Genomic DNA, 19,495 nt, shown 5'->3' with positions numbered 1-19,495 from the left:
TCAGATTCGGCTGGTCAAAAGCTTTAAACCTGCAAAGCAGTAAAAGGCTGCCATGGCACCTTCGATCCAGAGTCGCAGGCTCTGATAGATCTTCAGCGCGTGCGGTGTCGAGAAGAGCACTGCATAGCCCATGAAGATGATGAATCCCGTTGTCATGCAAATGCCGATTATCAGGCCGGCGACAGATGCCGGGGCGCCCTGCGGCATTCCGAGCGCGATGATCGCCAGCCACGCGAAGATCGCCTTCGGGTTGGTGACGTGAATGCCGTAGCCGCGCAGCAATAGGGCCGGTATCGTAAGGCGCTTTTGCACGACAGTCTGCGGCAGCTCATCGTTGGCGCGAACAGCCTTGAAGGCCTTGTAGGCGAGGTAGAGCAGATAGAGGCCGCCGAAGATCTTCAGGATCTCCAGCGCCATGGCGTAGGTCTGGAGGATGGTTGCAAGGCCGAGTGCGGCAGCGCAGGCCCAGGTGAACGAGCCGGCGAAGATGCCGAGCGAGATGGTCATGCCCGCCTTTCGGCCATGCGTCATAGAGGTCGACACGATTGCCATGATTGCCGGGCCAGGGCTGATGACGGCGATCAAATAAGCGACGTAGGCAGGCAGGATCTGCGGTAGATAGGTCAGGATCTCATGCATCTTGCGTCTCTTGTTCGATCGGTTGAATATTGGCCCGATTTCTTAGGCGCAGTTTGCGGCGATCGACAAGAGACTGTGTTTCGTGTGTTGGCGGAAATATTGTCCCGGTGACGCTTTTTCAGTTCTTGCGTCCGGCAATGAATCGAGCCGCTTCCGCGAGAATGATGCTGCGCTCGGAATAGGAAGCCAGCAGTGCTTGTGCCTCGCGCACCTGCTCGGCAAGCTTGGCTTCCGCCCATGCCATGCCGTGCATTGCCACCAATGTGCCTTTGCCACGGCCAGCGTCCTTGCCCGTCGCCTTGCCCATGGTGGCGGCATCGGAAGTGAGATCGAGAATGTCGTCGGCGAGCTGGAAGGCGAGACCGATCCTCTCGCCGAACTGACGCAATCGCGCGCGATCCTCTGTGGAAGCACCGGCGACGATAGCGCCGGCCTCGCAGGCGAAGCGGATGAGCGCGCCAGTCTTCATGGCCTGCAGCGTGACGATGCTCTGCTCGTCTGGCGCCTGCTTCTCGGCGGCAAGGTCGAGAGCCTGGCCGCCGGCCATGCCTCCAATGCCTGCAGCGCGCGCCAGGGCCAGCGTCAAAGCCACCTTGGCCGCGTCGGGTAATTTCGTTTCAGGTGCGGCGATGATGTCAAAGGCATAGGTCAGCAGGCTGTCACCGGCGAGGATGGCGGTCGCTTCATCATAGGCGATGTGCACGGTCGGCTTGCCTCGGCGCAGGTCGTCGTCGTCCATTGTCGGCAGATCGTCGTGAACGAGCGAATAGCAGTGCACGCATTCGAGCGCCGCTCCCACCCTCAGCGCCGCGTTCCTGTCGCCGCCGAGCAACGATGCCGTTTCGACGACAAGGAAGGGTCGCAGCCGCTTGCCGCCGTTCAGGACGGCATAGTGCATGGCCGAACGTAGTCGTTCCGGCCGGGCGATTTCGTCGTTCAGTACGGACGGCGACAGTAGGATAGCGAGTACAGCCTCGACCTCTCGCGCCGTGGCGGTCAATCTGGCTTCGAATGTTTCAGAGCTTGCGTCCATGGCGCGCTGTTTGGCATGAGCCGGCTTGCGCTTGCAACGGAATTGTCGATGGTGCGGCGAAGATTTCCTTTGTCTCTGGCAATGCCAGGTCGCAAACGCTATGGAGGAGAAGGGCAAGAGACTGGGTCGGGGAATTTGGACATAACGCCGGAGAGAGAGGAAAGCATGACCGTGCCGTTTCACCGGCACGCGTTTCTTTGGCTTAAGGGTCGTCCGGTGATCATGCGCATCGTTCTCGCGCTGGCGGCGCTCGTTATCCTTCCGTATGTCCTGATCGTCCTTTACCTGCTGCCCTTCATTCATCCCGTTTCCACGCTCATGCTCCGTGATCTGGTGTTGCTGCGCGGCTATGACCGGCAATGGGTCTCAATCGACGATATCTCGCCGGTTCTTGTTCAGTCGGTGATGATGTCCGAAGACGGGCAGTACTGTTTCCATGGCGGCGTCGATTGGGATGAGATGCGTATGCTCCTGGAGGATACGCTAAGCGGTCACTCCACGCGTGGCGGTAGTACGATTCCGATGCAGACGGTCAAGAACCTGTTTTTATGGAATAGCCGTTCGTTCGTTCGCAAGGCGCTGGAACTGCCATTGGCTGTGACGGCAGACTTTATCTGGTCAAAGCGGCGCCTGATGGAGATCTACCTCAACATTGCAGAATGGGGGCCGGGCATCTATGGCATCGAGGCGGCGGCACGTCACCATTTCAAGGTACCGGCATCGAAGCTGACCAGCCGGCAAGCCGCCCTACTCGCCGTGTCGCTTCCCAACCCTTTCGATCGTAGCGCCGGCAAGCCCGGGCGGGGGCTGCGACGACTTGCCAGCCTCATCGAGCGGCGCGCGCGCGGTTCGGGCGAATACATCAGATGCATTTATGATTGATATTGGAATAAGTCGTTGGTGTTCATGAATATCATCTGGCATTCGTGCTTTAAAAGTATGGACGGAAATCCCGCCACCAACGACTGGACTGCCAGCGATGATTTCTGCCTTTTCGCCCGCGCTTCTTACCTATTCCGCCACCCATAACCCTACTCCGCCACGTCATTTCGGGACCCGCTACGACGCAGCCGGTACGTTTCTGCGCGAGCCGGGCAATACCGTCGTCTGCCATCTGATCGAGGGATCACCATCACAGCAAGTGATCATGGAGGCGCGCCAGAGCTTTCTAGAGATGCCGGAAACATTGCAGTTTGCCTTCACGCCGATCTCCAGCCTGCATATGACGCTGTTTCAGGGCATTATCGAGTATCGCCGCCGGCTGCCTTATTGGCCGCAGGATGTGGCGCTTGATACCGGAATCGAGCGTATGAGCGAGATTTATCTGGATCGGTTGCAATCCTTCGCGCCGCTCGGCCCCTTCGATGTTGAAGTTACCGAAGTGACGCCGGTCGGGCTTACCGTGAACGGTGCTACGGCTGCGGATCGGCGCGTGATGAAGGAATGGCGTGACGCTTTCGCCGCTGTGTTCGGCTACCGACATCCGGATCATGATACCTATGAGTTCCATATCACATTCTGTTACCCAATCGTACGGCTACAGGAAGCAGCACTTCCGGCATGGCAGGATATGCTCGACCGCGCGCTCGCCACGCTGCGCGAAAACGCTCCCGTCATAGCGTTGAGGCCGCCCGCCTTCTGTACTTTCGACGATATGAACCATTTCGAGGAGCGGCTTGTGTTCGCGCCCGAAGCGTAAAAGGGAGACCCTATTGGACAAGCTGACGCTCTATATCGGCAACAAGAACTATTCGTCGTGGTCGCTTCGGCCGTGGATCGCCATGACGGCCGCGGGTATTTCGTTCGAGGAACTGCTTGTCCCTTTCGATTTTGCGGCGGGCAATCCGCACTTCAAGGAGTTCTCGCCAACGGGTCAGGTGCCGGTGCTCCAGCACGGCGACGTTCGTGTCTGGCAGTCGCTGGCGATCATCGAGTATGTTGCCGAACTTTTTCCGGAAGCCGGAATCTGGCCAAAGCAGCGTGACAAGCGAGCCGTGGCGCGGGCCGTTTCCATGGAGATGCTGTCGGGTTTCAGGGCCCTGCGTGGCGCTTGCCCGATGAATATCCGGCGGCCGAAGGGCAAGATTGCGCTCGCCGACGGCGTCATGGCCGACGTCGCCCGCATCGAGACGATTTGGCGTGACTTGCGCGCTCATTCGGGCGGGCCGTTCCTTTTCGGCGCTTTTTCGGGCGCCGATGCCATGTTCGCACCTGTTGTCAGCCGCTTCGATGTCTACGACCTAGTTTCTGCCAGCGACACTCTGAGCTATATCGCCGCCGTCAAGGCGCATCCGGCCTGGATGAAGTGGGAAGAGGCGGCGCGGTCCGAGCCCTGGATTGTCGAGGAGGACGAGGTCTGACTCTTGAATCGCCAGAATTCCAAAAAATAAACTTGGGGACTGGTCAAGCCCCCTCAAGGCATGTATAAGCGCGCAAAATTTCCGAAATCGCGATATGTCGTTTCGGCCGCCAGTCTGGCCGTTGGATGTGTTTGCCCGTGAAGTGGAGTAAGAGAAATGGCTGTACCGAAGAGAAAAACGAGCCCGTCCAAGCGCGGTATGCGCCGCTCTGCAGACGCACTGAAGGCTCCGACCTACGTTGAAGACAAGAACTCCGGCGAACTGCGTCGTCCGCACCATATCGATCTGAAGACCGGTATGTATCGCGGCCGTCAGGTTCTGACGCCGAAGGAAAGCGCATAATACACTTGCGTTTTGCCTGAGTAGGACTTGCGAGGTCGGCCCAGTGCCGGCCTTTTGCTTTTTCCCGCGGCAAATACATTCTTATGATGTCTTGAAGTGATGCGGCTGTTTACGGCACTATTCTCCGGCTGAGGGGGAGCTGTGCCATATGTTCAATGCCGTGCCACTGATGACTATTCCATTCATTCTTTACAATATGTCGATGCTGGGCTTTATGGGCAGCGGTGGGCTTCCCTCGCTGCAGAACGACGTCATCGTTTTGTCGATGATTTCGGGAGCTATGTGGAGCATGGCGCTCGGCGACCTCTTCATCGTCGTCGCGCTTGCGGTCCTGTTCTTCGAGATACTGAAGGCGACGCGCAATGACGGTAGCTTAACCAATCACATGCTGTCGATGCTCGTCTTCATAGCCTTCCTGGTCGAGTTTCTTCTCGTCCAGGATGCGGCCACCCAGGTTTTCTTCATCCTGATGACGATTGCGTTGATCGATGTGATTGGCGGCTTTGCCGTATCTATTCGCACCGCCGGGCGCGATGTTTCGATCGGGCTCTGAAGCTTAGAGATTGTCGAGTTTGTTCTGAAGCGCGCGCAGCTGTTCCTTCAGCTCATCAATGTCCTTTGCTTCCGCCTTGCGGCTTTCCTTGGCCGGTGGCGTCATGAACGGCGAAAACATCTGCATGGCCTGCTGGAACATCTCGGTGTTGCGACGGACCTGGTCTTCGACCATTTGCATCGGCAGTTGCAGGTTTTTGCCGATCGGCGTTTCGCCGAAAGCGCGCGTCACCTGCTCGCGCATCTGTGCCTGCTGTTCAGTAAAGGCGCGCATGGAATGTTCCAGGAAGCTCGGAACGACCATCTGCATCTGGTCGCCGTAGTACGTAATCAGCTGGCGGAGGAACGAGATCGGCAGCAGCGTGTTGCCCGTCTTGGATTCCTGTTCGAAAATGATTTGCGTCAGTACCGAATGGGTAATGTCGTCGCCGCTCTTTGCATCCTGGACCGTAAAATCCTCACCCTTCTTCACCATCTCCGCCAGGTCTTCCAGCGTCACATAAGTGCTGGTGCCTGTATTGTAGAGGCGGCGATTGGCGTATTTCTTGATTACGATCTGCCCGTCATTCTTCGCCATATCAGTCTCCCGAAGCCCGTCTGATTGTTATGGAAATTCCTCCGCCGAGGAATGTAGACGCAAACGAAGCCCAGTGACAATCTCTTTGTGCGATGCGGCAACCCCTTTTAAGGCAGAGATAATTTGCCACAGCGTAAGCAATCCCTAAAATTGAATGGTAGAGTCTTGTCGTTTGACTCGGCGATGAAGCTTTGTCAGTTTCCTCTAATCTGGTGGAGTTAACGAGGAGATCGTCATGTCGGGTTCATCCATCGTCATCGCTAGTGCAGGCCGCACTGCCGTTGGCTCATTTAATGGCGCCTTCGCCACCGTTCCGGCCCATGAGCTGGGCGCGGCTGCGGTCAAGGGCGCGCTGGAGCGCGCAGGCGTTGAGGCCGGTGAAGTCGATGAAGTCATTCTCGGCCAGGTTCTGCCGGCCGGCGAAGGCCAGAACCCGGCCCGGCAGGCGGCCATGAAGGCGGGCGTTCCCAAGGAGGCGACCGCGTGGGGCGTCAATCAGCTCTGCGGTTCGGGTCTGCGCGCCGTGGCGCTTGGCATGCAGCAGATTGCGCTCGGTGACGCAAAGATCATCGTCGCGGGCGGTCAGGAGTCGATGTCGATGGCGCCGCACGCTGCACATCTGCGCGGGGGCGTCAAAATGGGCGACATGAAAATGGTCGACACCATGATCAAGGACGGCCTGACAGACGCTTTCTATGGCTACCACATGGGCATCACCGCCGAAAACATTGCGCGTCAGTGGCAGCTCTCGCGCGAGGAGCAGGACCGATTCGCGGTCGCATCGCAGAACAAGGCGGAAGCCGCGCAGAAGGCTGGACGTTTCGCCGATGAGATCATTCCCTTCGTCATCCAGACACGAAAGGGCGACGTGACGGTCGATGCCGACGAATACATCCGTCACGGCGCGACGTTGGACTCGATGGCCAAATTGCGTCCTGCCTTCGACAAGGACGGCACGGTTACCGCAGCGAATGCCTCCGGCTTGAACGATGGCGCTGCCGCGGCCGTGCTGATGACCGAAGCTGAAGCCTCTCGTCGTGGTATTCAGCCGCTCGTCCGCATTGTCTCCTGGGCGACGGCGGGCGTTGATCCGCAGGTCATGGGAACAGGCCCGATCCCGGCATCGCGCAAGGCGCTGGAGAAGGCCGGCTGGTCCGTCGGCGATCTCGATCTCGTCGAAGCGAACGAAGCCTTTGCCGCGCAGGCCTGTGCCGTCAACAAGGACCTCGGCTGGGATCCTTCGATTGTCAACGTCAACGGTGGTGCGATCGCGATCGGCCATCCTATCGGCGCCTCCGGCGCGCGGGTGCTCAACACGCTCCTTTTCGAGATGAAGCGCCGTGGCGCAAAGAAGGGGCTGGCGACGCTGTGCATCGGTGGCGGCATGGGCGTTGCTATGTGCTTTGAAGCCCTTTGAATAGCAGGCAATCCAACCACAACCTGAGCCCCGCAGGCATAGCGGGGCCTTCAAACAAGGGAGCGGAACATGAGCAGGGTGGCTGTTGTCACTGGTGGTACCCGCGGCATTGGCGCCGCGATTTCCGTCGCGCTGAAGAATGCAGGCTATACGGTTGCCGCCAACTACGCGGGCAACGACGAAAAGGCGAATGCCTTTCATGGCGCTACAGGCATTCCCGTCTTCAAATGGGATGTTTCCGACTACGCATCATGCGGCGAGGGCATCGCGAAGGTCGAGTCCGAACTGGGTCCGATCGATGTCCTTGTCAACAATGCTGGCATCACGCGAGACGCGATGTTCCACAAGATGACGCCGCAGCAGTGGCACGAGGTCGTCAATACCAACCTCACCGGCCTCTTCAACATGACGCACCAGGTCTGGGGTGGCATGCGCGATAGGAGCTACGGGCGGATCGTCAACATCTCCTCGATCAACGGCCAAAAGGGCCAGATGGGGCAGGCGAACTATTCGGCAGCCAAGGCCGGAGACCTCGGCTTCACCAAGGCACTTGCGCAAGAAGGTGCTGCCAAGAACATTACCGTGAACGCGATCTGCCCAGGCTATATCGGTACGGAAATGGTGCTTGCCGTGCCGGAGAAAGTGCTGAACGAGCGGATCATTCCGCAGATTCCGGTTGGCCGTCTCGGTGAGCCGGAGGAGGTTGCGCGCTGCGTCGTCTTCCTGGTTTCCGACGACGCAGGTTTCATCACCGGATCGACGCTAAGCGCCAATGGCGGTCAGTTGTTCGTTTAGCGGATGGACGCCGTAAGGCCGTTATCGTGGCTCTCGATCTGCTGCGAATAGCGGCCTTGCTGGCTGCGCGTATCGTATGGATTCAAGTATGCCGCATAGGCCGCCATGGCGATGGTCAGTATTGCGGCTGCACCGATAATTCTCGTCATTGCCCTGCACTCCGGATTCCCCATGACGCATTGGTCGTTCAACCCGGTGTCGATATTGGGGCCGATTTGAGGAATTATTTGGCTGTCTTTCAGCCCTTTGGGTGGCGCTTTGCTTTCGCCCTGACCGGCACTTTCTGCATTGCGCGGTCTTCGCCGCGAAGAGTGGCGGTAGCCGTCGTTAGGAGGGCCGCCGCAATCAGGATGGCGACCGCTGAATTCAAGATGATCTGGGTCATGGGACCGTTCCTTTCCGAGCCGGCGGGACATGGCCTCGCCGCTATTCTTGAAGGAAATATGCGCCTCAGCCTCACGGTCCGGTAGATTGGACTTTGGCGACCGACTGTCAGCGTGGCGTTGACAATCGGGCATCGCATGCGCTCAGAGATGGGGATTACGCGGCCGATATTTCGTCACCAGCCGTTGGTTCACCGCGGCAGCGCCAGGCATGTTGGCACTGAGATAAATCGGCGCGTCGCCGCCTTTCGACAGCTCCCAAGCGACGTCAGCGAAGATGGCGTTGAGGACGGTTGCACCGATAGCGGTCGAAACCGGACCGACTTTCAGCTCCGTACCTGGGAGCCCGATCACCGCATCGCCGGGAGGAAGACCGTTGTCCAACACGACGTCGGCGATGTCCGCAAGGCGACGTCGGCCGTTGGCAACCGCACTCGAATAGGAGACGGATGTGATCGCGATCACTTTGGCACCGATCTCGCGGCCATAATCGGCGGCTTCGATCGGCGCCGCATTCACGCCGGAGTTCGACGCGATGATGATGACATCGCCCGGCTGCATGCCATAGCGCTCCAGCACCGGCCGCACCAATCCTTCTGTCCGCTCATAGACGGAGCTGATTACCGCGCCCTCGTGCAGCATCGCGGAGCCAACGAGAATCGGAACGGTGAAAGCGAGGCCACCTGCCCGATAGTGCACTTCTTCGGCCAGCATATGCGAGTGTCCGGTGCCGAACACATAGACCCGCTTGTCATTGCGTGCGGCTTCTAGGATCGCAGTGGCCGCCAAAGCCATGGGCTCGGCAAGCTCCGTCTTCAAAGTCTCGAGTCGGCCAATCAGATTGGAGAAGTAAGCATCGGTGATCGCTGTCATCACGTCCTCGATTTCTAGGCCGCTTCGCCGCTGATGAAGGTCCGAGTGACCTCGAGAGCATCGGTCAGATGCACCAGATCGGCTCGGGCACCCGGCGAAAGGTGGCCGTGGTCTTCAAGGCGCAGGAAGCGCGCCGGGTAGAGCGTCGCCATGCGAAGCGCCTCTGCGAGCGGCAGTTCCAGATAGGTAACGCCATAGCGGATGGTCGACGCCATATCGACGTCGGAACCGGCAAGTGTGCCGTCGGATAGGACCAGCTTCGAACAGAAGCCACCTCTCTCGCGTCGGACGGTCCGGCCATTCAGCGTGAAGGAATCTTGCTCCGATCCAACCAGCGACATCGCGTCGGTGACGAAAAAGAGCTTGCCCTCGCCCCGCTTTGCACGAAGAGCGGTCCGAAGCGCCTTCTGATCAACATGATGGCCGTCGGCGATGATGCCGCACCAGACCGAAGGATGATCGATGGCCGCGCCGACGAGGCCAGGTGAACGATGGCCGAGCTGGCTCATGGCGTTGAAGAGGTGGGTGACGCCACGCGCGCCAGCGTCGAAGCATGCCTCCGCGGCCTCACTGGTGCAATCGGAATGGCCTATGCTAACGGTGATGCCGGCTTCACTGAGTTCGCGTACCTGTTTTGCGGTGACCTGTTCGGCCGCCATCGTTACCAGCAGTGTGCCGATCGCTTCCTTGGCCGCGATGAACGCTTTAACGTCCTTATCCTCGACTGGCCGCATGAGTTCAGCAAGGTGGGCTCCCTTGCGGGCCGGCGCCAAATGCGGGCCCTCAAGATGGAGGCCAGCTACGCCGCGGTTCGTCTTGACGGTCTGCTTGGCCGCCTCGATCGCCGCGGCGGTCGCGTCCGCCGTATCGGTGATCAGCGTCGGCAGCAATGCAGTCGTGCCGTAGGGTCGATGACCATCGGCAATCATGTACATGGAGGCTGCCGATGGCTCGTCGTTGAGCATTCGGCCGCCACCGCCATTCACCTGCGCATCGATGAAGCCTGCCGAAAGCACGCCACCTTCAAAGCGCGTATGCTCGCCCTCTGGCAGTTCGCTTGTCGACGCAATGCTCTCGACGCGCCCGTCCGAGACGATGAGCGCCTTGTCGTCGTGGAAGCGCTGACCGTCGAAGATCCGCGCGCCGGAGAAGATTTTGCGAACCATCACATCGTCTCCGTGACCTTGAGCAGGTTGGCTGGCTTGTCAGGGTCGAAGCCCTTGCGGCGCGTGACCGACTCTATCAGACGGTAGTAGACGAGCAGGGAAACGAGCGGGTCGAGCAGGCCGCTGCCCGTCGTCGGCACCTGCAGATTGATGCCAGAGACCGGCTGGGTCGAGAACGGCACGGTGGTCGCGCCGAGCTTCCGCAGCCGCTCAAGCGCCTGGACGTTGTTGCTGAATGCTGGATCATCAGGCGTAAAGGCGACGATCGGGAAACCTGGCTGAACAAGACGCATCGGGCCATGCATCAGCTCGGCAAGCGAGAAGGCTTCTGCATGCAGGCCGGCCGTCTCCTTGGCTTTCAAAGCTGCCTCGAGCGCAATGGCGAAAGCGGGGCCGCGACCGGCCGTATAGAGCGAACTGGCCTCGAAAAGTACATCCTCCGCTGCCTTCGTATCAATCCCACTGGTCGCCTGGAGGGCTTCCGGTAGCTTTTCCAAGGATGCATGGAGATCGCGCTTGCCGCTGATGGCAGCCGTGACACCGGAAAGCGCGGCGACTGAGGCGATGAAGGACTTGGTCGCCGCTACGCTCTTCTCCGGGCCTGCATTGAGGCCGAGAACGATGTCAGCCTGCTTGGCGAGCGGGCTATCGGTGACGTTGACGACCGCAATCGTCGTCGCACCACCGTGTTTTGCGGCATCCTGCAAGGCAATGATGTCGGGGCTTGCGCCGGATTGCGACACCGTGAAGTGGACGCCGCCCTTCAGATGTAGAGACGCGCCATAGACTGACGCAATCGACGGACCGACCGATGCGACTGGCACGCCGCAGGTGATCTCGAAGAGGTATTTGAAGAAGGTCGCGGCATGGTCGGAAGACCCGCGTGCTGCCGTCGTCACCACGGTCGGAGCGCCTGATGCAAACAGTTTCGCAATTTCGTCGAAGGCCGGCTTTTCTTTCTGAAGCAGCGTTGCGATGACCTCCGGCGACTGGCCTGCTTCCTGCAACATCAGCGAATGGCTTTCACTCATAGGTCTTCTCCGATTCTTAATTCTGCAACAAAATCATATGCATCGCCACGATAGTGGGAGCGGGTGTATTCGACGACGCGTTGGTCTTCCAGGCGCGAGACGCGTTCGATCAGCAAGGCGGGCGCACCCGCCTTCACGTCTAGCGCCGCCGCCGACGACGGATCGAGCGTCACAGCCGTGAGCCTTTGGAGGGCTCGAACGGGGCGGTGGCCGCTCGCCGCGAGCGCCTCGTACAGAGATCCTTCTCCGCCGGCATTTTCTCCAATGAACTTAATCGGCACGACAGCACGTTCGATCGCAAGCGGCAGACCGTCGGCAAGACGCAGACGATCCAGGCGCAGCACAGGTTCATCAAGCCCGAGGCCAAGCAAAAAGGCTTCATCAGGAGATGGCGTATTGACGGTTCGAGACAAGATCCGAGCCGCAGGCGCGCGACCGCGTGAGCGCATGTCGGCGGAGAAGGAAGAAAGCCGCCATAGCGACTGTTCCATGCGTTCGACCTTGCTGGAAACGAAGGTGCCGCTTCCATGCCGGGATTCAAGTGTGCCTGCATTCATCAGGTCGCGATAAGCTGTGCGGACTGTAACGCGTCCGACCTTCAATGCCTCGGCGAGATCCCGCTCGCCGGGAAGCGCGGTTCCAGGTCTCAGCAGTCCCTCCTGGATCAGGCCCGTCAGAGCCTGCGCCAACCGCTTGTAAAGCGGCCCTGTGAGCGCCTTGTCGCGCAGGCCTCGACTGTTCAGTTCGGCGATCAGACTGGTTCTATCCATGCCATAGAGATAGAACCTATCTAGAACCAATCGCAAGTCAAAAATGACTTCGGAACAAAAAAACCCTCGCAGGTAGCCTGCGAGGGTTTGTCGGTTGGAGCGATCTGTTCGCGTCAGCTCTTCGAGAAGATGTAGTCCGTTTCCTGACGCAGTACCTCGCCCGGGCGGAGGATCGCGTCGGGAAAGCCCTCGTGGTTGATTGCATCCGGCCAGATTTGCGTTTCCAGGCAGAAGCCGGCGAACGGGCCGTACTTGCGCCCGTCGAGGCCAGGGACAGGCACATTGAGCTTGAAGCCCGCATAGAACTGCACGCCAGGCTCCGTCGTGCGCACTTCCAGCGAAACGCCCGAATTCAGGCTTCGGGCAAGCGCGACGGAGCGCTTTGCTGTGCGTTCGTTGGAAAGGCAGAAATTGTGATCGTAGAGGGCCTGTTCGCTACCCTCGAACCGCTTCATCGGTGACATCTGACGGAAGTCGAAGGCGGTTCCCGCAACGGGCCGAGCCTCGCCGGTCGGGATCTGCCGTTCATTCGTGACGAGGTAGCTGTCGGCTGCGATCATGATGTCGTGGCCAAGCGCGTCATCGCGGCCATCTAGGTTGAAATAGGCGTGCTGGCAAACGTTGGCGATCGTCGGCTGGTCGCTGGTCGACTCGTAGGTTACGGAGAGTTCGCCGTCGCCGTGCACCCAGTAGGTTGCCTGGATGGCGCAGTTGCCGGGATAGCCGCCGCGCCCGTCAGGGTCGACAATCTTCAGCACGACACGGTCGACATCGTGCTCGACGATCGTCCAGTTCCGCTTGGCAATATTGTCATTCCCGCCATGAAGGTGAGTCACGCCGTTCTCATTGAGATCAAGCTGATAAGGCTTGCCATCCAGCGTGAATTTGCCGCCGCCGATACGGTTTGCACAACGTCCGGGAGTTGCGCCAAAGTAGGAGGAATGGGCAGGATAGCTGTCGAAATCATCGAAGCCAAGCATGAGCGGCGCATCGTGGCCGTCAAGGCGGAGGTCCTGTATTACGGCGCCCCAGCTGATGATCTTGGCCGTCAGCCCGCCACCCTTGATCTCGACGCGATAGACAGTTTCGCCCGACTTAGTCTGCCCAAAAATTTCCCGCTTCAACATTTGCGTCATGACGACCCGTCCAGATGTGCCTTTGATTGAGGCAGGGAACCTGCCCCCATTTGCGGCAAACCGCAACCGGTGTGCTTTAAAAAAGAACGGCCGCCTGATCGGTGCACTGCGCCTCCGTTTGAGCAACGCTAGCCGGCGTTACGCGGCCTTGCCGATCTCGTTGAGGTCGTAAGGTGTCGTTTGGTAGAGTTCGTTGATCCAATTGCCGAAGAGCAGGTGCGCATGGCTGCGCCAGCGGTTCTGCGGCGCCAGTGAGGGATCGTTGTGCGGGAAGTAGTTGTGCGGCATCTTGATCGGCACGCCAGCGTTCACGTCGCGGAAATACTCATCAGAAAGCGACGTCGAATCATACTCCACGTGATTAAACATGTAGAGCCGCTTGCCCTTCCGCTCGTGTACGAGGCAGACGCCCATTTCGCTGGACTCCATCAGGATTTCCAGGTTGTCCGACTTCTCGATATCGCTGCGGCGGACTTCGGTCCAACGCGAGACCGGTACCTCGAAATTGTCGGAGAAGCCATTGAGGTAGACCGATGACGGCTTCAGGTTCCGGTGCCGGTAGACACCGAAGGCCTTCTCCTTCAGTTCGTACTTGGGAACGCCGTGGAAGTGATAGATTGCAGCCATCGCGCCCCAGCAGACATTCATAGACGAATGGACGTTGGTTTCCGTCCAGTCGAAAATCTGCTGCATTTCGCCCCAATAGTTCACGTCCTCATAAGGCAGCGTTTCGATCGGCGCGCCGGTAATGATGAAGCCGTCGAATTTCCTGTGCTTCACCTCTTCCCACGTTTGGTAGAAGGCGAGAAGATGGTCTTCCGAGGTGTTCTTTGCTTTGTGGTTGCCCACGCGGATGAGCGAAAGCTCCACCTGCAGCGGAGACGCGCCGACGAGGCGGGCCATCTGCAATTCCGTCTTGATCTTGTTCGGCATGAGGTTGAGCAGCCCAATCTGCAGCGGCCGGATGTCCTGACGGATAGCCACCGTCTCGGTCATCACGCGCACGCCTTCCTGAACCAGGGTTTCAAACGCAGGCAAGGTATCGGGGATCTTGATGGGCATTGCGGTCACTCGATCAAAACAACGAATACATCGCTATCGGTCCGCACGCGGCCCTTTAGCAACTTTTTTAACGTGGCTGCAAGCCGGCCGGCCAAATCACCACGGAGTGTCTTAAATAGCGTCACTCGACCCGCGAATCAATTGCTCAAACGAAGGGTGGGGTCGATATGAAGTCACTGCCGCGTTAATGACTGCTAGAATCTGTTGGTGGACACAGCGAAACACCATGTTTATTGAAGTAGAATGATGACTAGGGACGCGTAATGGCAGATGACCTCGAAGGCAGGCCAAGCATTCAAGGGCAGGACAGAGTAGGATACGATCTGAGCCTGGGCTATCGCCTGAGGGTCATGTTCTCGGCCTTCTGGCATTCGCCCGTGCGGGGAAGAGTGTTGGTGATCGCGACCGCGCTGATTGCCATCATTCTCGCCACTGCCTATGCGACCGTCATCCTCAACCAGTGGAACGCGCCCTTTTATGACAGCATCGCGCGGCGCGATCTGCCTGGTTTCTTCCGTCAGCTGAAGGTCTTTGCGCTGATCGCAGGCATGCTGCTGCTGCTCAACGTTGTACAGGCATGGCTAAACCAAATGACCGCGCTCTATATGCGCGAAGGGTTGACGCGCGATCTCGTCAATCAATGGCTCCAGCGCAAGCGTGCGCTTCGGCTTTCGGCCAGCGGTCTCATCGGCGTCAATCCCGACCAGCGCTTGCACGAGGATGCACGCAACTTGGCGGAAAGCACGACGACTCTGATGATCGGGCTGGTGCAGGCGACGATCCTGCTCATCAGTTTCATCGGCGTGCTGTGGGACCTCTCCAGCGGCTTTGTCTTCCATTTCGGTACCCGTTCCTTTTCCATTCCGGGCTATATGGTCTGGGCCGCAATCTTCTATGCGGCATCCGCATCCATTCTCAGCCAGCTGGTGGGCCGCAAGCTTGTGAAGCTGAACGCGGATCGCTTCTCGAAGGAGGCGGAACTTCGCTTTGCGCTGATGCATGCCAACGAGAACATGCCGGCGATTACGGTGGCACGCGGCGAGGAGAATGAGCAGCAGCGCATCAATACCGATATCAGCGCGGTGCTTGCCGTCATCAAGCGGGTGGCGATGGCCAACGTCAACCTCACCTGGGTATCGGCCGGCTACGGCTGGCTTGTCGTGGTCATCCCGATCATCGTCGCTGCGCCCGCCTACTTCTCCGGTGGACTGACGTTTGGCCAGCTGATGGTGTCGGTCGGTGCTTTCAACCAGGTCAACACGGCCCTTCGCTGGTATGTCGCGAACTTCGGTCCCATTGCCGAATGGCGCGCCACGCTGATGCGTGTCACCGATTTTCGTCAAGCGCTCACCACTATGAGCGACGAGATCAATCTCAGAGGCACGATCAGCTACGAGCGCAGCCCGCCCGGAACACTAACGCTGGAGCACGTGCGGATCGCTTCCAAGATTGGCGAAGAGATCGACCAGTGCGGCGGCTTCCGCATGCACGAGAGTGCGGTGACGATCAAGGCCGGTGAAAAGGTCATGATCAACGGCGATCACAACGTGAACCGTAAGCTGCTTTTTCTTGCACTCTCCGAACTTTGGCCGTGTGGTGGCGGCAAGATCGGCTTGCCGCCCACGGACGACATGCTTTTCGTCCCGCAATCGGCTTACATCCCGGGTGGTTCACTTCGTGAAGCGCTGGCGTTTCCCGAGCCTGCGGACACCTATCAGAACGGCGATGTCGTGGCGGCACTGGAAAAGGCAGGACTCCACAATCTGGTTTCCCGCCTTGATACCCGGGCGCGGTGGGACAAGCTGCTTGATTCCGACGAGCAGCGTGCGATCGGTTTTGCTCGCCTGCTTCTCGTACGACCGAAGTGGATCGTGTTTGACGAAGTGTTGGAAGGCATGGAGCCGGAATGGCAGTCCACGATGATGGAGGTCCTTGCCTCCATGCCCGGCGCGGCGATGATCTACATCGGTCGGTCAGACGTCTATGTTGAGACCTTCAAGCCGCGCATACTGCATCTCGAAGCTCTGCATGCGAAGCCTGAAGTGAAGGCAGTGGCAAAAGCGCCGAACGCGCCCGCACCAGCACTCTGATCGCCTACATCGGCGGGACGACCCCGTTCGTGCCGACCGTGACGTTAGCGGCGGACACTGCGCCATCAGGTGCTCTTTCACCCATCACGATCACGCGCGCTCCTGCAACAAGGTCTGACTTTCCGGCAGGGGCGAAGGTGACAATCGGTGTGTCGTCGGCGATGGATATCGTCTTTTCCTTGCCCTGATAGGTGAGCGTGATCGTGTGGCCATCGACCGCCTTCACGGCCTTCGCGACGGTCGCGTTGGTCATCGTGCTGTTTGGCTTCAGGTCCCAAGGGCGACTGCCTTCTCCGGTTCCCTTCATGGCGGCCGGAAAGATCAGCACTTCAAGAGCGCCGTCGCCGCCATCAGCTTTCGGCAGCGATGCTACGCCAACGAAATCGCCCGGCTTGATGTCTTCGACGGAGGCTTTCTTGATGCCGCGAACCTTCCAGTCCGGCTTCAGTGTCACCGTTTGCTCGGCGCCTTCGCGTGTTTTGACCACCAACGTGTTGCCACTCAGGCTTTCAATCGCGCCACGCACGCGTTGCGCTTCCTGGGCAAGCGCGCCGTGCGACGCAATAACGAGGAAACCCGCGGCCCAGACGAGCGCGGTAGATGCTTTAAGATTGTGTGGCATAGTCTGCTTTCCTTGCCGTCGTGCAAGCTGCGGATACGGGCGCAGCTTAGTCCTGCCGGTCGAACGCTGACGAATCAATGAAACGTGAAAGCCAGTTCGCGCGGCACAGACAGGTCGGATTGAGCGGGCCCGAGGGGTGCCTCAACTCTCCAATTCCTCCCGCAGCATCTCAAGCTCCAGCCATTCCTCTTCCATCTTCGTCAGACTGTCCCGGAGCTTCTCCATCTCGGCCGCCAGACGGTTGAATGTGGTGGGGTCCTTGGTGAACAAGCCGGGGTCAGCCATCCGCTCCTCGCGTTTGGCGATCTCGGTTTCGGCCTTGGCCATTTCCTTCGGGAGATTTTCGAGCGCGAACTTCTGCTTGTAGGAAAGCTTGCCCTTTCCTTTCGCCGTCTCGGCGGAAGCTGCTGCATCCTGCTGCTTCGATCGTTCCGCCGCCTTTTCGGCCTTCCTTCGCTCTTCGACGGCACCCTTTCGCTGCGCAAGCATATCCGAATAGCCGCCCGCATATTCGATCCAGCGCCCGTCAGGCGCATCCGGGACGGCCGGCGCAATCGTCGAGGTCACAGTGCGGTCGAGGAAGTCGCGGTCGTGGCTGACGAGGATGACGGTGCCGGGGAAGCCCGCAACGATTTCCTGCAGCAGATCCAGTGTCTCTATATCGAGATCGTTGGTCGGTTCGTCGAGGATCAACAGGTTTGCCGGACGCGACATAATGCGGGCCAGCATGAGCCGCGCGCGCTCGCCGCCAGAAAGGTTCCTGATCGGCGTGCGTGCCTGTTCAGGCTGGAACAGGAACTCCTTCATGTAGCCCGTCACGTGCCTCTGTTCACCGTTGACGAGCAAGTTCTCACCGCGGCCATCCGTCAGGTAATGGGCGAGCGTTTCGTCCGGATTGAGGTCTTCGCGCTTCTGATCCAGCGTCGCGATTTCCAGATTGGTTCCGAGCTTGATCGTGCCGCTGTCCGGTGCGAGCTGTCCGGTCAACATCTTCAGGAGCGTCGTCTTGCCGGCACCGTTCGGGCCGACGAGGCCGATGCAATCACCGCGATGCACGCGAATGGAGAAGGGAGCGACGATCGGCCGATCGCCGAAAGTCTTCGTGATCTTGTCGGCTTCGATGACGAGCTTGCCGGATTCTTGCGCGTCGGAAACTGTTGCCTGCACGGTGCCCTGCGGGCCCTTGTGGCCGCGATACTGCGAACGCATGGTTTGCAGGTCGCCGAGGCGGCGCATGTTGCGCTTGCGTCGTGCAGTGACGCCGTAACGCAGCCAGTGTTCTTCGCGCTCGATTGCCTTGCCGAGCTTATGCTGTTCGAGCTCTTCTGCTTCCAGCACCTGGTCGCGCCAGGCTTCGAAATGCGCAAAGCCCCTGTCGAGCCGGCGCGAGGTGCCGCGGTCCAGCCAGACGGTCGCGGTCGAGACCTTCTCGAGGAAGCGCCGGTCGTGGGAAATCAGGACGAGCGCACTGCGGCTCTTTTGCAGTTCTCCTTCCAGCCACTCGATGGTCGGCAGATCGAGATGGTTGGTCGGCTCGTCGAGGAGCAGGATATCGGGCTCCGGTGCAAGCACACGCGCAAGCGCGGCGCGGCGCGCTTCGCCGCCTGAGAGGTTTTTTGGGTCTTCCTCGCCGGTCAGCCCGAGATGCGAGAGGAGATAAGTCACGCGGTAGTGGTCGTCACCAGGACCAAGTCCAGCCTCGGCATAGGCCTGCACGGTACTGAAGCCCGCGAAATCAGGGGCCTGTTCCAGATAGCGGACAGTCGAGGACGGGTGACGGAAGACCTCACCCGACTGCGCTTCGACGAGGCCGGCGGCGATTTTCAGCAGTGTCGACTTCCCAGAGCCGTTGCGACCGACGAGACAGATCTTGTCTCCGGGCTCCACCTGCAGGGCCGCGCCGGCAAGCAATGGTGTGCCACCGAAGCTGAGAAAGATGTCATCGAGTTTCAAAATGGGAGGCGCCAAAGATCAGACTCCGGAAAGATCATAGGGGCGGGCGAGCACAATGGCGCGGCCGCTCTCGAGCGAAAGGCGCACCTTGCCGTTCGCGACATTGGAAATGGTACGCGACGAGCCGAAGGGCAAATGGAAATCGGCGAGCGGGTAGCGCGCGTTTTCGATTGTCAGGCCGCGCAGTTCGCTGAAACCGGGAACCGAAAAGAGGCTGTCAGGCGGCAGGTCCAGCTCGGTTGCGCCGGCAATCAGTGGCACGGCCTCCTCGCTGCCTGACGTCAGAAGTACGTCATAGCCCTGTTCTGCAAGGTTGACAGCATAGAGCAGGTGCTGAATGGCATGATCGGAGCGCTCGCCCGCAAGGGCGCCTGCAAGGACAAGACGTTTCGCCCCACGCGCGATCGCTTCCGAGACCGCAATTTCGCCATCGGTGGAAGCCTTTGTAGCGGGATAGGGTTGCTTGGGCACATCAGGAAAAGCACCCTCGAGGTCAGCGGGCGTCGAATCAAAATCACCGACCCAGAGCTCGGGAACGACGCCAAGCGCAGCCGCATGACGCATTCCCCCGTCGGCGGCAATGAAACGGCTGCCCGAGATGGCGTGACGCAAGCGATCGGTTATCTGCAACTCGCCGCCAAGCAGAATGGTGAAGGTGGATTGGCTCATGCGCATTGCCCATAGCGCAAAGCAG

General features: G+C 59.5%; 22 protein-coding genes and 1 riboswitch. Of the genes, 8 read left to right on the top strand and 14 right to left on the bottom strand.

Going from position 1 to position 19,495, the window contains the following annotated elements:
• Together K9B32_RS11750 and K9B32_RS11745 are read right to left on the bottom strand one after the other, a co-directional pair.
• Positions 1–639, bottom strand: a complete 639-nt coding sequence (locus tag K9B32_RS11750) for a LysE family translocator (protein WP_224562107.1) — start codon at positions 637–639, stop codon at positions 1–3.
• A 118-nt stretch (positions 640–757) separates the two neighbouring features.
• On the bottom strand, positions 758–1,672 hold the full coding sequence (locus K9B32_RS11745) for a polyprenyl synthetase family protein (RefSeq protein ID WP_224562106.1): 915 nt from the start codon (positions 1,670–1,672) through the stop codon (positions 758–760).
• A gap of 135 nt (positions 1,673–1,807) precedes the next feature.
• On the opposite strand from K9B32_RS11745, the gene mtgA reads away from it, so the two are divergent.
• The 5 genes from mtgA to K9B32_RS11720 all read left to right on the top strand — a co-directional run bounded on the left by mtgA (position 1,808) and on the right by K9B32_RS11720 (position 4,927).
• Entirely contained in the window at positions 1,808–2,554 is a 747-nt protein-coding gene (gene mtgA / locus K9B32_RS11740; protein ID WP_224562105.1) for a monofunctional biosynthetic peptidoglycan transglycosylase, read from the top strand.
• Positions 2,555–2,651: 97 nt separating this feature from the next.
• Entirely contained in the window at positions 2,652–3,371 is a 720-nt protein-coding gene (locus K9B32_RS11735) for a DUF1868 domain-containing protein (RefSeq protein WP_224562104.1), read from the top strand.
• 13 nt (positions 3,372–3,384) lie between these two features.
• Positions 3,385–4,032, top strand: a complete 648-nt coding sequence (locus K9B32_RS11730) for a glutathione S-transferase family protein (protein WP_224562103.1) — start codon at positions 3,385–3,387, stop codon at positions 4,030–4,032.
• 156 nt (positions 4,033–4,188) lie between these two features.
• Positions 4,189–4,374, top strand: coding sequence for a 50S ribosomal protein L32 (gene rpmF / locus K9B32_RS11725; protein WP_003543812.1), 186 nt, complete (start codon positions 4,189–4,191; stop codon positions 4,372–4,374).
• A gap of 148 nt (positions 4,375–4,522) precedes the next feature.
• Positions 4,523–4,927: a hypothetical protein gene (locus K9B32_RS11720; protein ID WP_224562102.1), complete on the top strand. Its 405-nt coding sequence runs from the start codon at positions 4,523–4,525 to the stop codon at positions 4,925–4,927.
• Positions 4,928–4,930: 3 nt separating this feature from the next.
• Here K9B32_RS11720 and phaR read toward each other — a convergent pair whose 3' ends face one another.
• Complete coding sequence (gene phaR / locus K9B32_RS11715; protein WP_007528399.1) at positions 4,931–5,503, bottom strand: polyhydroxyalkanoate synthesis repressor PhaR; 573 nt, start codon at positions 5,501–5,503, stop codon at positions 4,931–4,933.
• 235 nt (positions 5,504–5,738) lie between these two features.
• Between phaR and K9B32_RS11710 the strand changes: the two genes are divergently transcribed.
• Together K9B32_RS11710 and K9B32_RS11705 are read left to right on the top strand one after the other, a co-directional pair.
• On the top strand, positions 5,739–6,920 hold the full coding sequence (locus K9B32_RS11710) for an acetyl-CoA C-acetyltransferase (protein WP_007794691.1): 1,182 nt from the start codon (positions 5,739–5,741) through the stop codon (positions 6,918–6,920).
• 69 nt (positions 6,921–6,989) lie between these two features.
• Complete coding sequence (locus K9B32_RS11705) at positions 6,990–7,715, top strand: beta-ketoacyl-ACP reductase (protein ID WP_224562100.1); 726 nt, start codon at positions 6,990–6,992, stop codon at positions 7,713–7,715.
• On the opposite strand, the gene K9B32_RS11700 is transcribed toward K9B32_RS11705, so the two are convergent.
• The 8 genes from K9B32_RS11700 to metA all read right to left on the bottom strand — a co-directional run bounded on the left by K9B32_RS11700 (position 7,712) and on the right by metA (position 14,136).
• Complete coding sequence (locus K9B32_RS11700; protein ID WP_165933042.1) at positions 7,712–7,864, bottom strand: hypothetical protein; 153 nt, start codon at positions 7,862–7,864, stop codon at positions 7,712–7,714. The two genes, K9B32_RS11705 and K9B32_RS11700, sit on opposite strands and share 4 nt — an antisense overlap.
• Before the next feature lie 89 nt (positions 7,865–7,953).
• Positions 7,954–8,100 carry a hypothetical protein gene (locus tag K9B32_RS11695; RefSeq protein WP_224562098.1) on the bottom strand — a complete coding sequence of 49 codons (147 nt, stop codon included), beginning with the start codon at positions 8,098–8,100 and terminating at the stop codon, positions 7,954–7,956.
• A gap of 142 nt (positions 8,101–8,242) precedes the next feature.
• Positions 8,243–8,971, bottom strand: a complete 729-nt coding sequence (locus K9B32_RS11690; protein ID WP_224562096.1) for an SIS domain-containing protein — start codon at positions 8,969–8,971, stop codon at positions 8,243–8,245.
• A 14-nt stretch (positions 8,972–8,985) separates the two neighbouring features.
• Positions 8,986–10,137: an N-acetylglucosamine-6-phosphate deacetylase gene (gene nagA / locus K9B32_RS11685; protein ID WP_224562087.1), complete on the bottom strand. Its 1,152-nt coding sequence runs from the start codon at positions 10,135–10,137 to the stop codon at positions 8,986–8,988.
• Positions 10,137–11,168 (bottom strand): SIS domain-containing protein, encoded by a 1,032-nt coding sequence (locus tag K9B32_RS11680; protein ID WP_224562085.1) that lies wholly within the window; start codon positions 11,166–11,168, stop codon positions 10,137–10,139. Before K9B32_RS11680 ends, nagA begins: the two co-directional genes overlap by 1 nt.
• Complete coding sequence (locus K9B32_RS11675) at positions 11,165–11,938, bottom strand: GntR family transcriptional regulator (protein ID WP_224562083.1); 774 nt, start codon at positions 11,936–11,938, stop codon at positions 11,165–11,167. Before K9B32_RS11675 ends, K9B32_RS11680 begins: the two co-directional genes overlap by 4 nt.
• A 113-nt stretch (positions 11,939–12,051) precedes the next feature.
• Positions 12,052–13,074: an aldose epimerase family protein gene (locus K9B32_RS11670; RefSeq protein WP_224562082.1), complete on the bottom strand. Its 1,023-nt coding sequence runs from the start codon at positions 13,072–13,074 to the stop codon at positions 12,052–12,054.
• A gap of 138 nt (positions 13,075–13,212) precedes the next feature.
• Positions 13,213–14,136 carry a homoserine O-acetyltransferase MetA gene (gene metA / locus K9B32_RS11665; RefSeq protein ID WP_224562081.1) on the bottom strand — a complete coding sequence of 308 codons (924 nt, stop codon included), beginning with the start codon at positions 14,134–14,136 and terminating at the stop codon, positions 13,213–13,215.
• Between the two features lie 35 nt (positions 14,137–14,171).
• A riboswitch (SAM riboswitch) is annotated at positions 14,172–14,249 on the bottom strand.
• A 150-nt stretch (positions 14,250–14,399) separates the two neighbouring features.
• Here metA and K9B32_RS11660 point away from each other — a divergent pair.
• Entirely contained in the window at positions 14,400–16,226 is a 1,827-nt protein-coding gene (locus K9B32_RS11660; protein WP_224562077.1) for an ABC transporter ATP-binding protein/permease, read from the top strand.
• A gap of 4 nt (positions 16,227–16,230) precedes the next feature.
• On the opposite strand, the gene K9B32_RS11655 is transcribed toward K9B32_RS11660, so the two are convergent.
• From K9B32_RS11655 to K9B32_RS11645, 3 genes are all read right to left on the bottom strand, one after another.
• Entirely contained in the window at positions 16,231–16,848 is a 618-nt protein-coding gene (locus tag K9B32_RS11655) for a DUF5666 domain-containing protein (protein ID WP_224562075.1), read from the bottom strand.
• 141 nt (positions 16,849–16,989) lie between these two features.
• A complete protein-coding gene (locus K9B32_RS11650) occupies positions 16,990–18,816 on the bottom strand; it encodes an ABC-F family ATP-binding cassette domain-containing protein (protein WP_224562073.1) in 1,827 nt (608 codons plus the stop codon).
• 3 nt (positions 18,817–18,819) lie between these two features.
• Positions 18,820–19,470 (bottom strand): thiamine diphosphokinase, encoded by a 651-nt coding sequence (locus tag K9B32_RS11645; protein ID WP_224562071.1) that lies wholly within the window; start codon positions 19,468–19,470, stop codon positions 18,820–18,822.
• Positions 19,471–19,495 lie beyond the last annotated feature (25 nt).

The sequence above is a fragment of the Rhizobium sp. 3T7 genome, from assembly GCF_020166565.1.
Classification (GTDB): Bacteria; Pseudomonadota; Alphaproteobacteria; order Rhizobiales; family Rhizobiaceae; genus Rhizobium.
Note: the sequence above shows the minus strand (reverse complement) of the source record. Positions and strands in the feature narration are given on the sequence as shown.

Bases quoted from the DNA above. Each gene is read 5' to 3' on its own strand.
- K9B32_RS11750 (WP_224562107.1), bottom strand. From the start codon at position 639: ATGCATGAGATCCTGACCTATCTACCGCAGATCCTGCCTGCCTACGTC.
- K9B32_RS11745 (WP_224562106.1), bottom strand. From the start codon at position 1,672: ATGGACGCAAGCTCTGAAACATTCGAAGCCAGATTGACCGCCACGGCG.
- K9B32_RS11735 (WP_224562104.1), top strand. From the start codon at position 2,652: ATGATTTCTGCCTTTTCGCCCGCGCTTCTTACCTATTCCGCCACCCAT.
- rpmF (WP_003543812.1), top strand. From the start codon at position 4,189: ATGGCTGTACCGAAGAGAAAAACGAGCCCGTCCAAGCGCGGTATGCGC.
- K9B32_RS11720 (WP_224562102.1), top strand. From the start codon at position 4,523: ATGTTCAATGCCGTGCCACTGATGACTATTCCATTCATTCTTTACAAT.
- phaR (WP_007528399.1), bottom strand. From the start codon at position 5,503: ATGGCGAAGAATGACGGGCAGATCGTAATCAAGAAATACGCCAATCGC.
- K9B32_RS11710 (WP_007794691.1), top strand. From the start codon at position 5,739: ATGTCGGGTTCATCCATCGTCATCGCTAGTGCAGGCCGCACTGCCGTT.
- K9B32_RS11705 (WP_224562100.1), top strand. From the start codon at position 6,990: ATGAGCAGGGTGGCTGTTGTCACTGGTGGTACCCGCGGCATTGGCGCC.
- K9B32_RS11700 (WP_165933042.1), bottom strand. From the start codon at position 7,864: ATGACGAGAATTATCGGTGCAGCCGCAATACTGACCATCGCCATGGCG.
- K9B32_RS11695 (WP_224562098.1), bottom strand. From the start codon at position 8,100: ATGACCCAGATCATCTTGAATTCAGCGGTCGCCATCCTGATTGCGGCG.
- K9B32_RS11690 (WP_224562096.1), bottom strand. From the start codon at position 8,971: ATGACAGCGATCACCGATGCTTACTTCTCCAATCTGATTGGCCGACTC.
- nagA (WP_224562087.1), bottom strand. From the start codon at position 10,137: ATGGTTCGCAAAATCTTCTCCGGCGCGCGGATCTTCGACGGTCAGCGC.
- K9B32_RS11680 (WP_224562085.1), bottom strand. From the start codon at position 11,168: ATGAGTGAAAGCCATTCGCTGATGTTGCAGGAAGCAGGCCAGTCGCCG.
- K9B32_RS11675 (WP_224562083.1), bottom strand. From the start codon at position 11,938: ATGGATAGAACCAGTCTGATCGCCGAACTGAACAGTCGAGGCCTGCGC.
- K9B32_RS11670 (WP_224562082.1), bottom strand. From the start codon at position 13,074: ATGACGCAAATGTTGAAGCGGGAAATTTTTGGGCAGACTAAGTCGGGC.
- metA (WP_224562081.1), bottom strand. From the start codon at position 14,136: ATGCCCATCAAGATCCCCGATACCTTGCCTGCGTTTGAAACCCTGGTT.
- K9B32_RS11660 (WP_224562077.1), top strand. From the start codon at position 14,400: ATGGCAGATGACCTCGAAGGCAGGCCAAGCATTCAAGGGCAGGACAGA.
- K9B32_RS11655 (WP_224562075.1), bottom strand. From the start codon at position 16,848: ATGCCACACAATCTTAAAGCATCTACCGCGCTCGTCTGGGCCGCGGGT.
- K9B32_RS11645 (WP_224562071.1), bottom strand. From the start codon at position 19,470: ATGAGCCAATCCACCTTCACCATTCTGCTTGGCGGCGAGTTGCAGATA.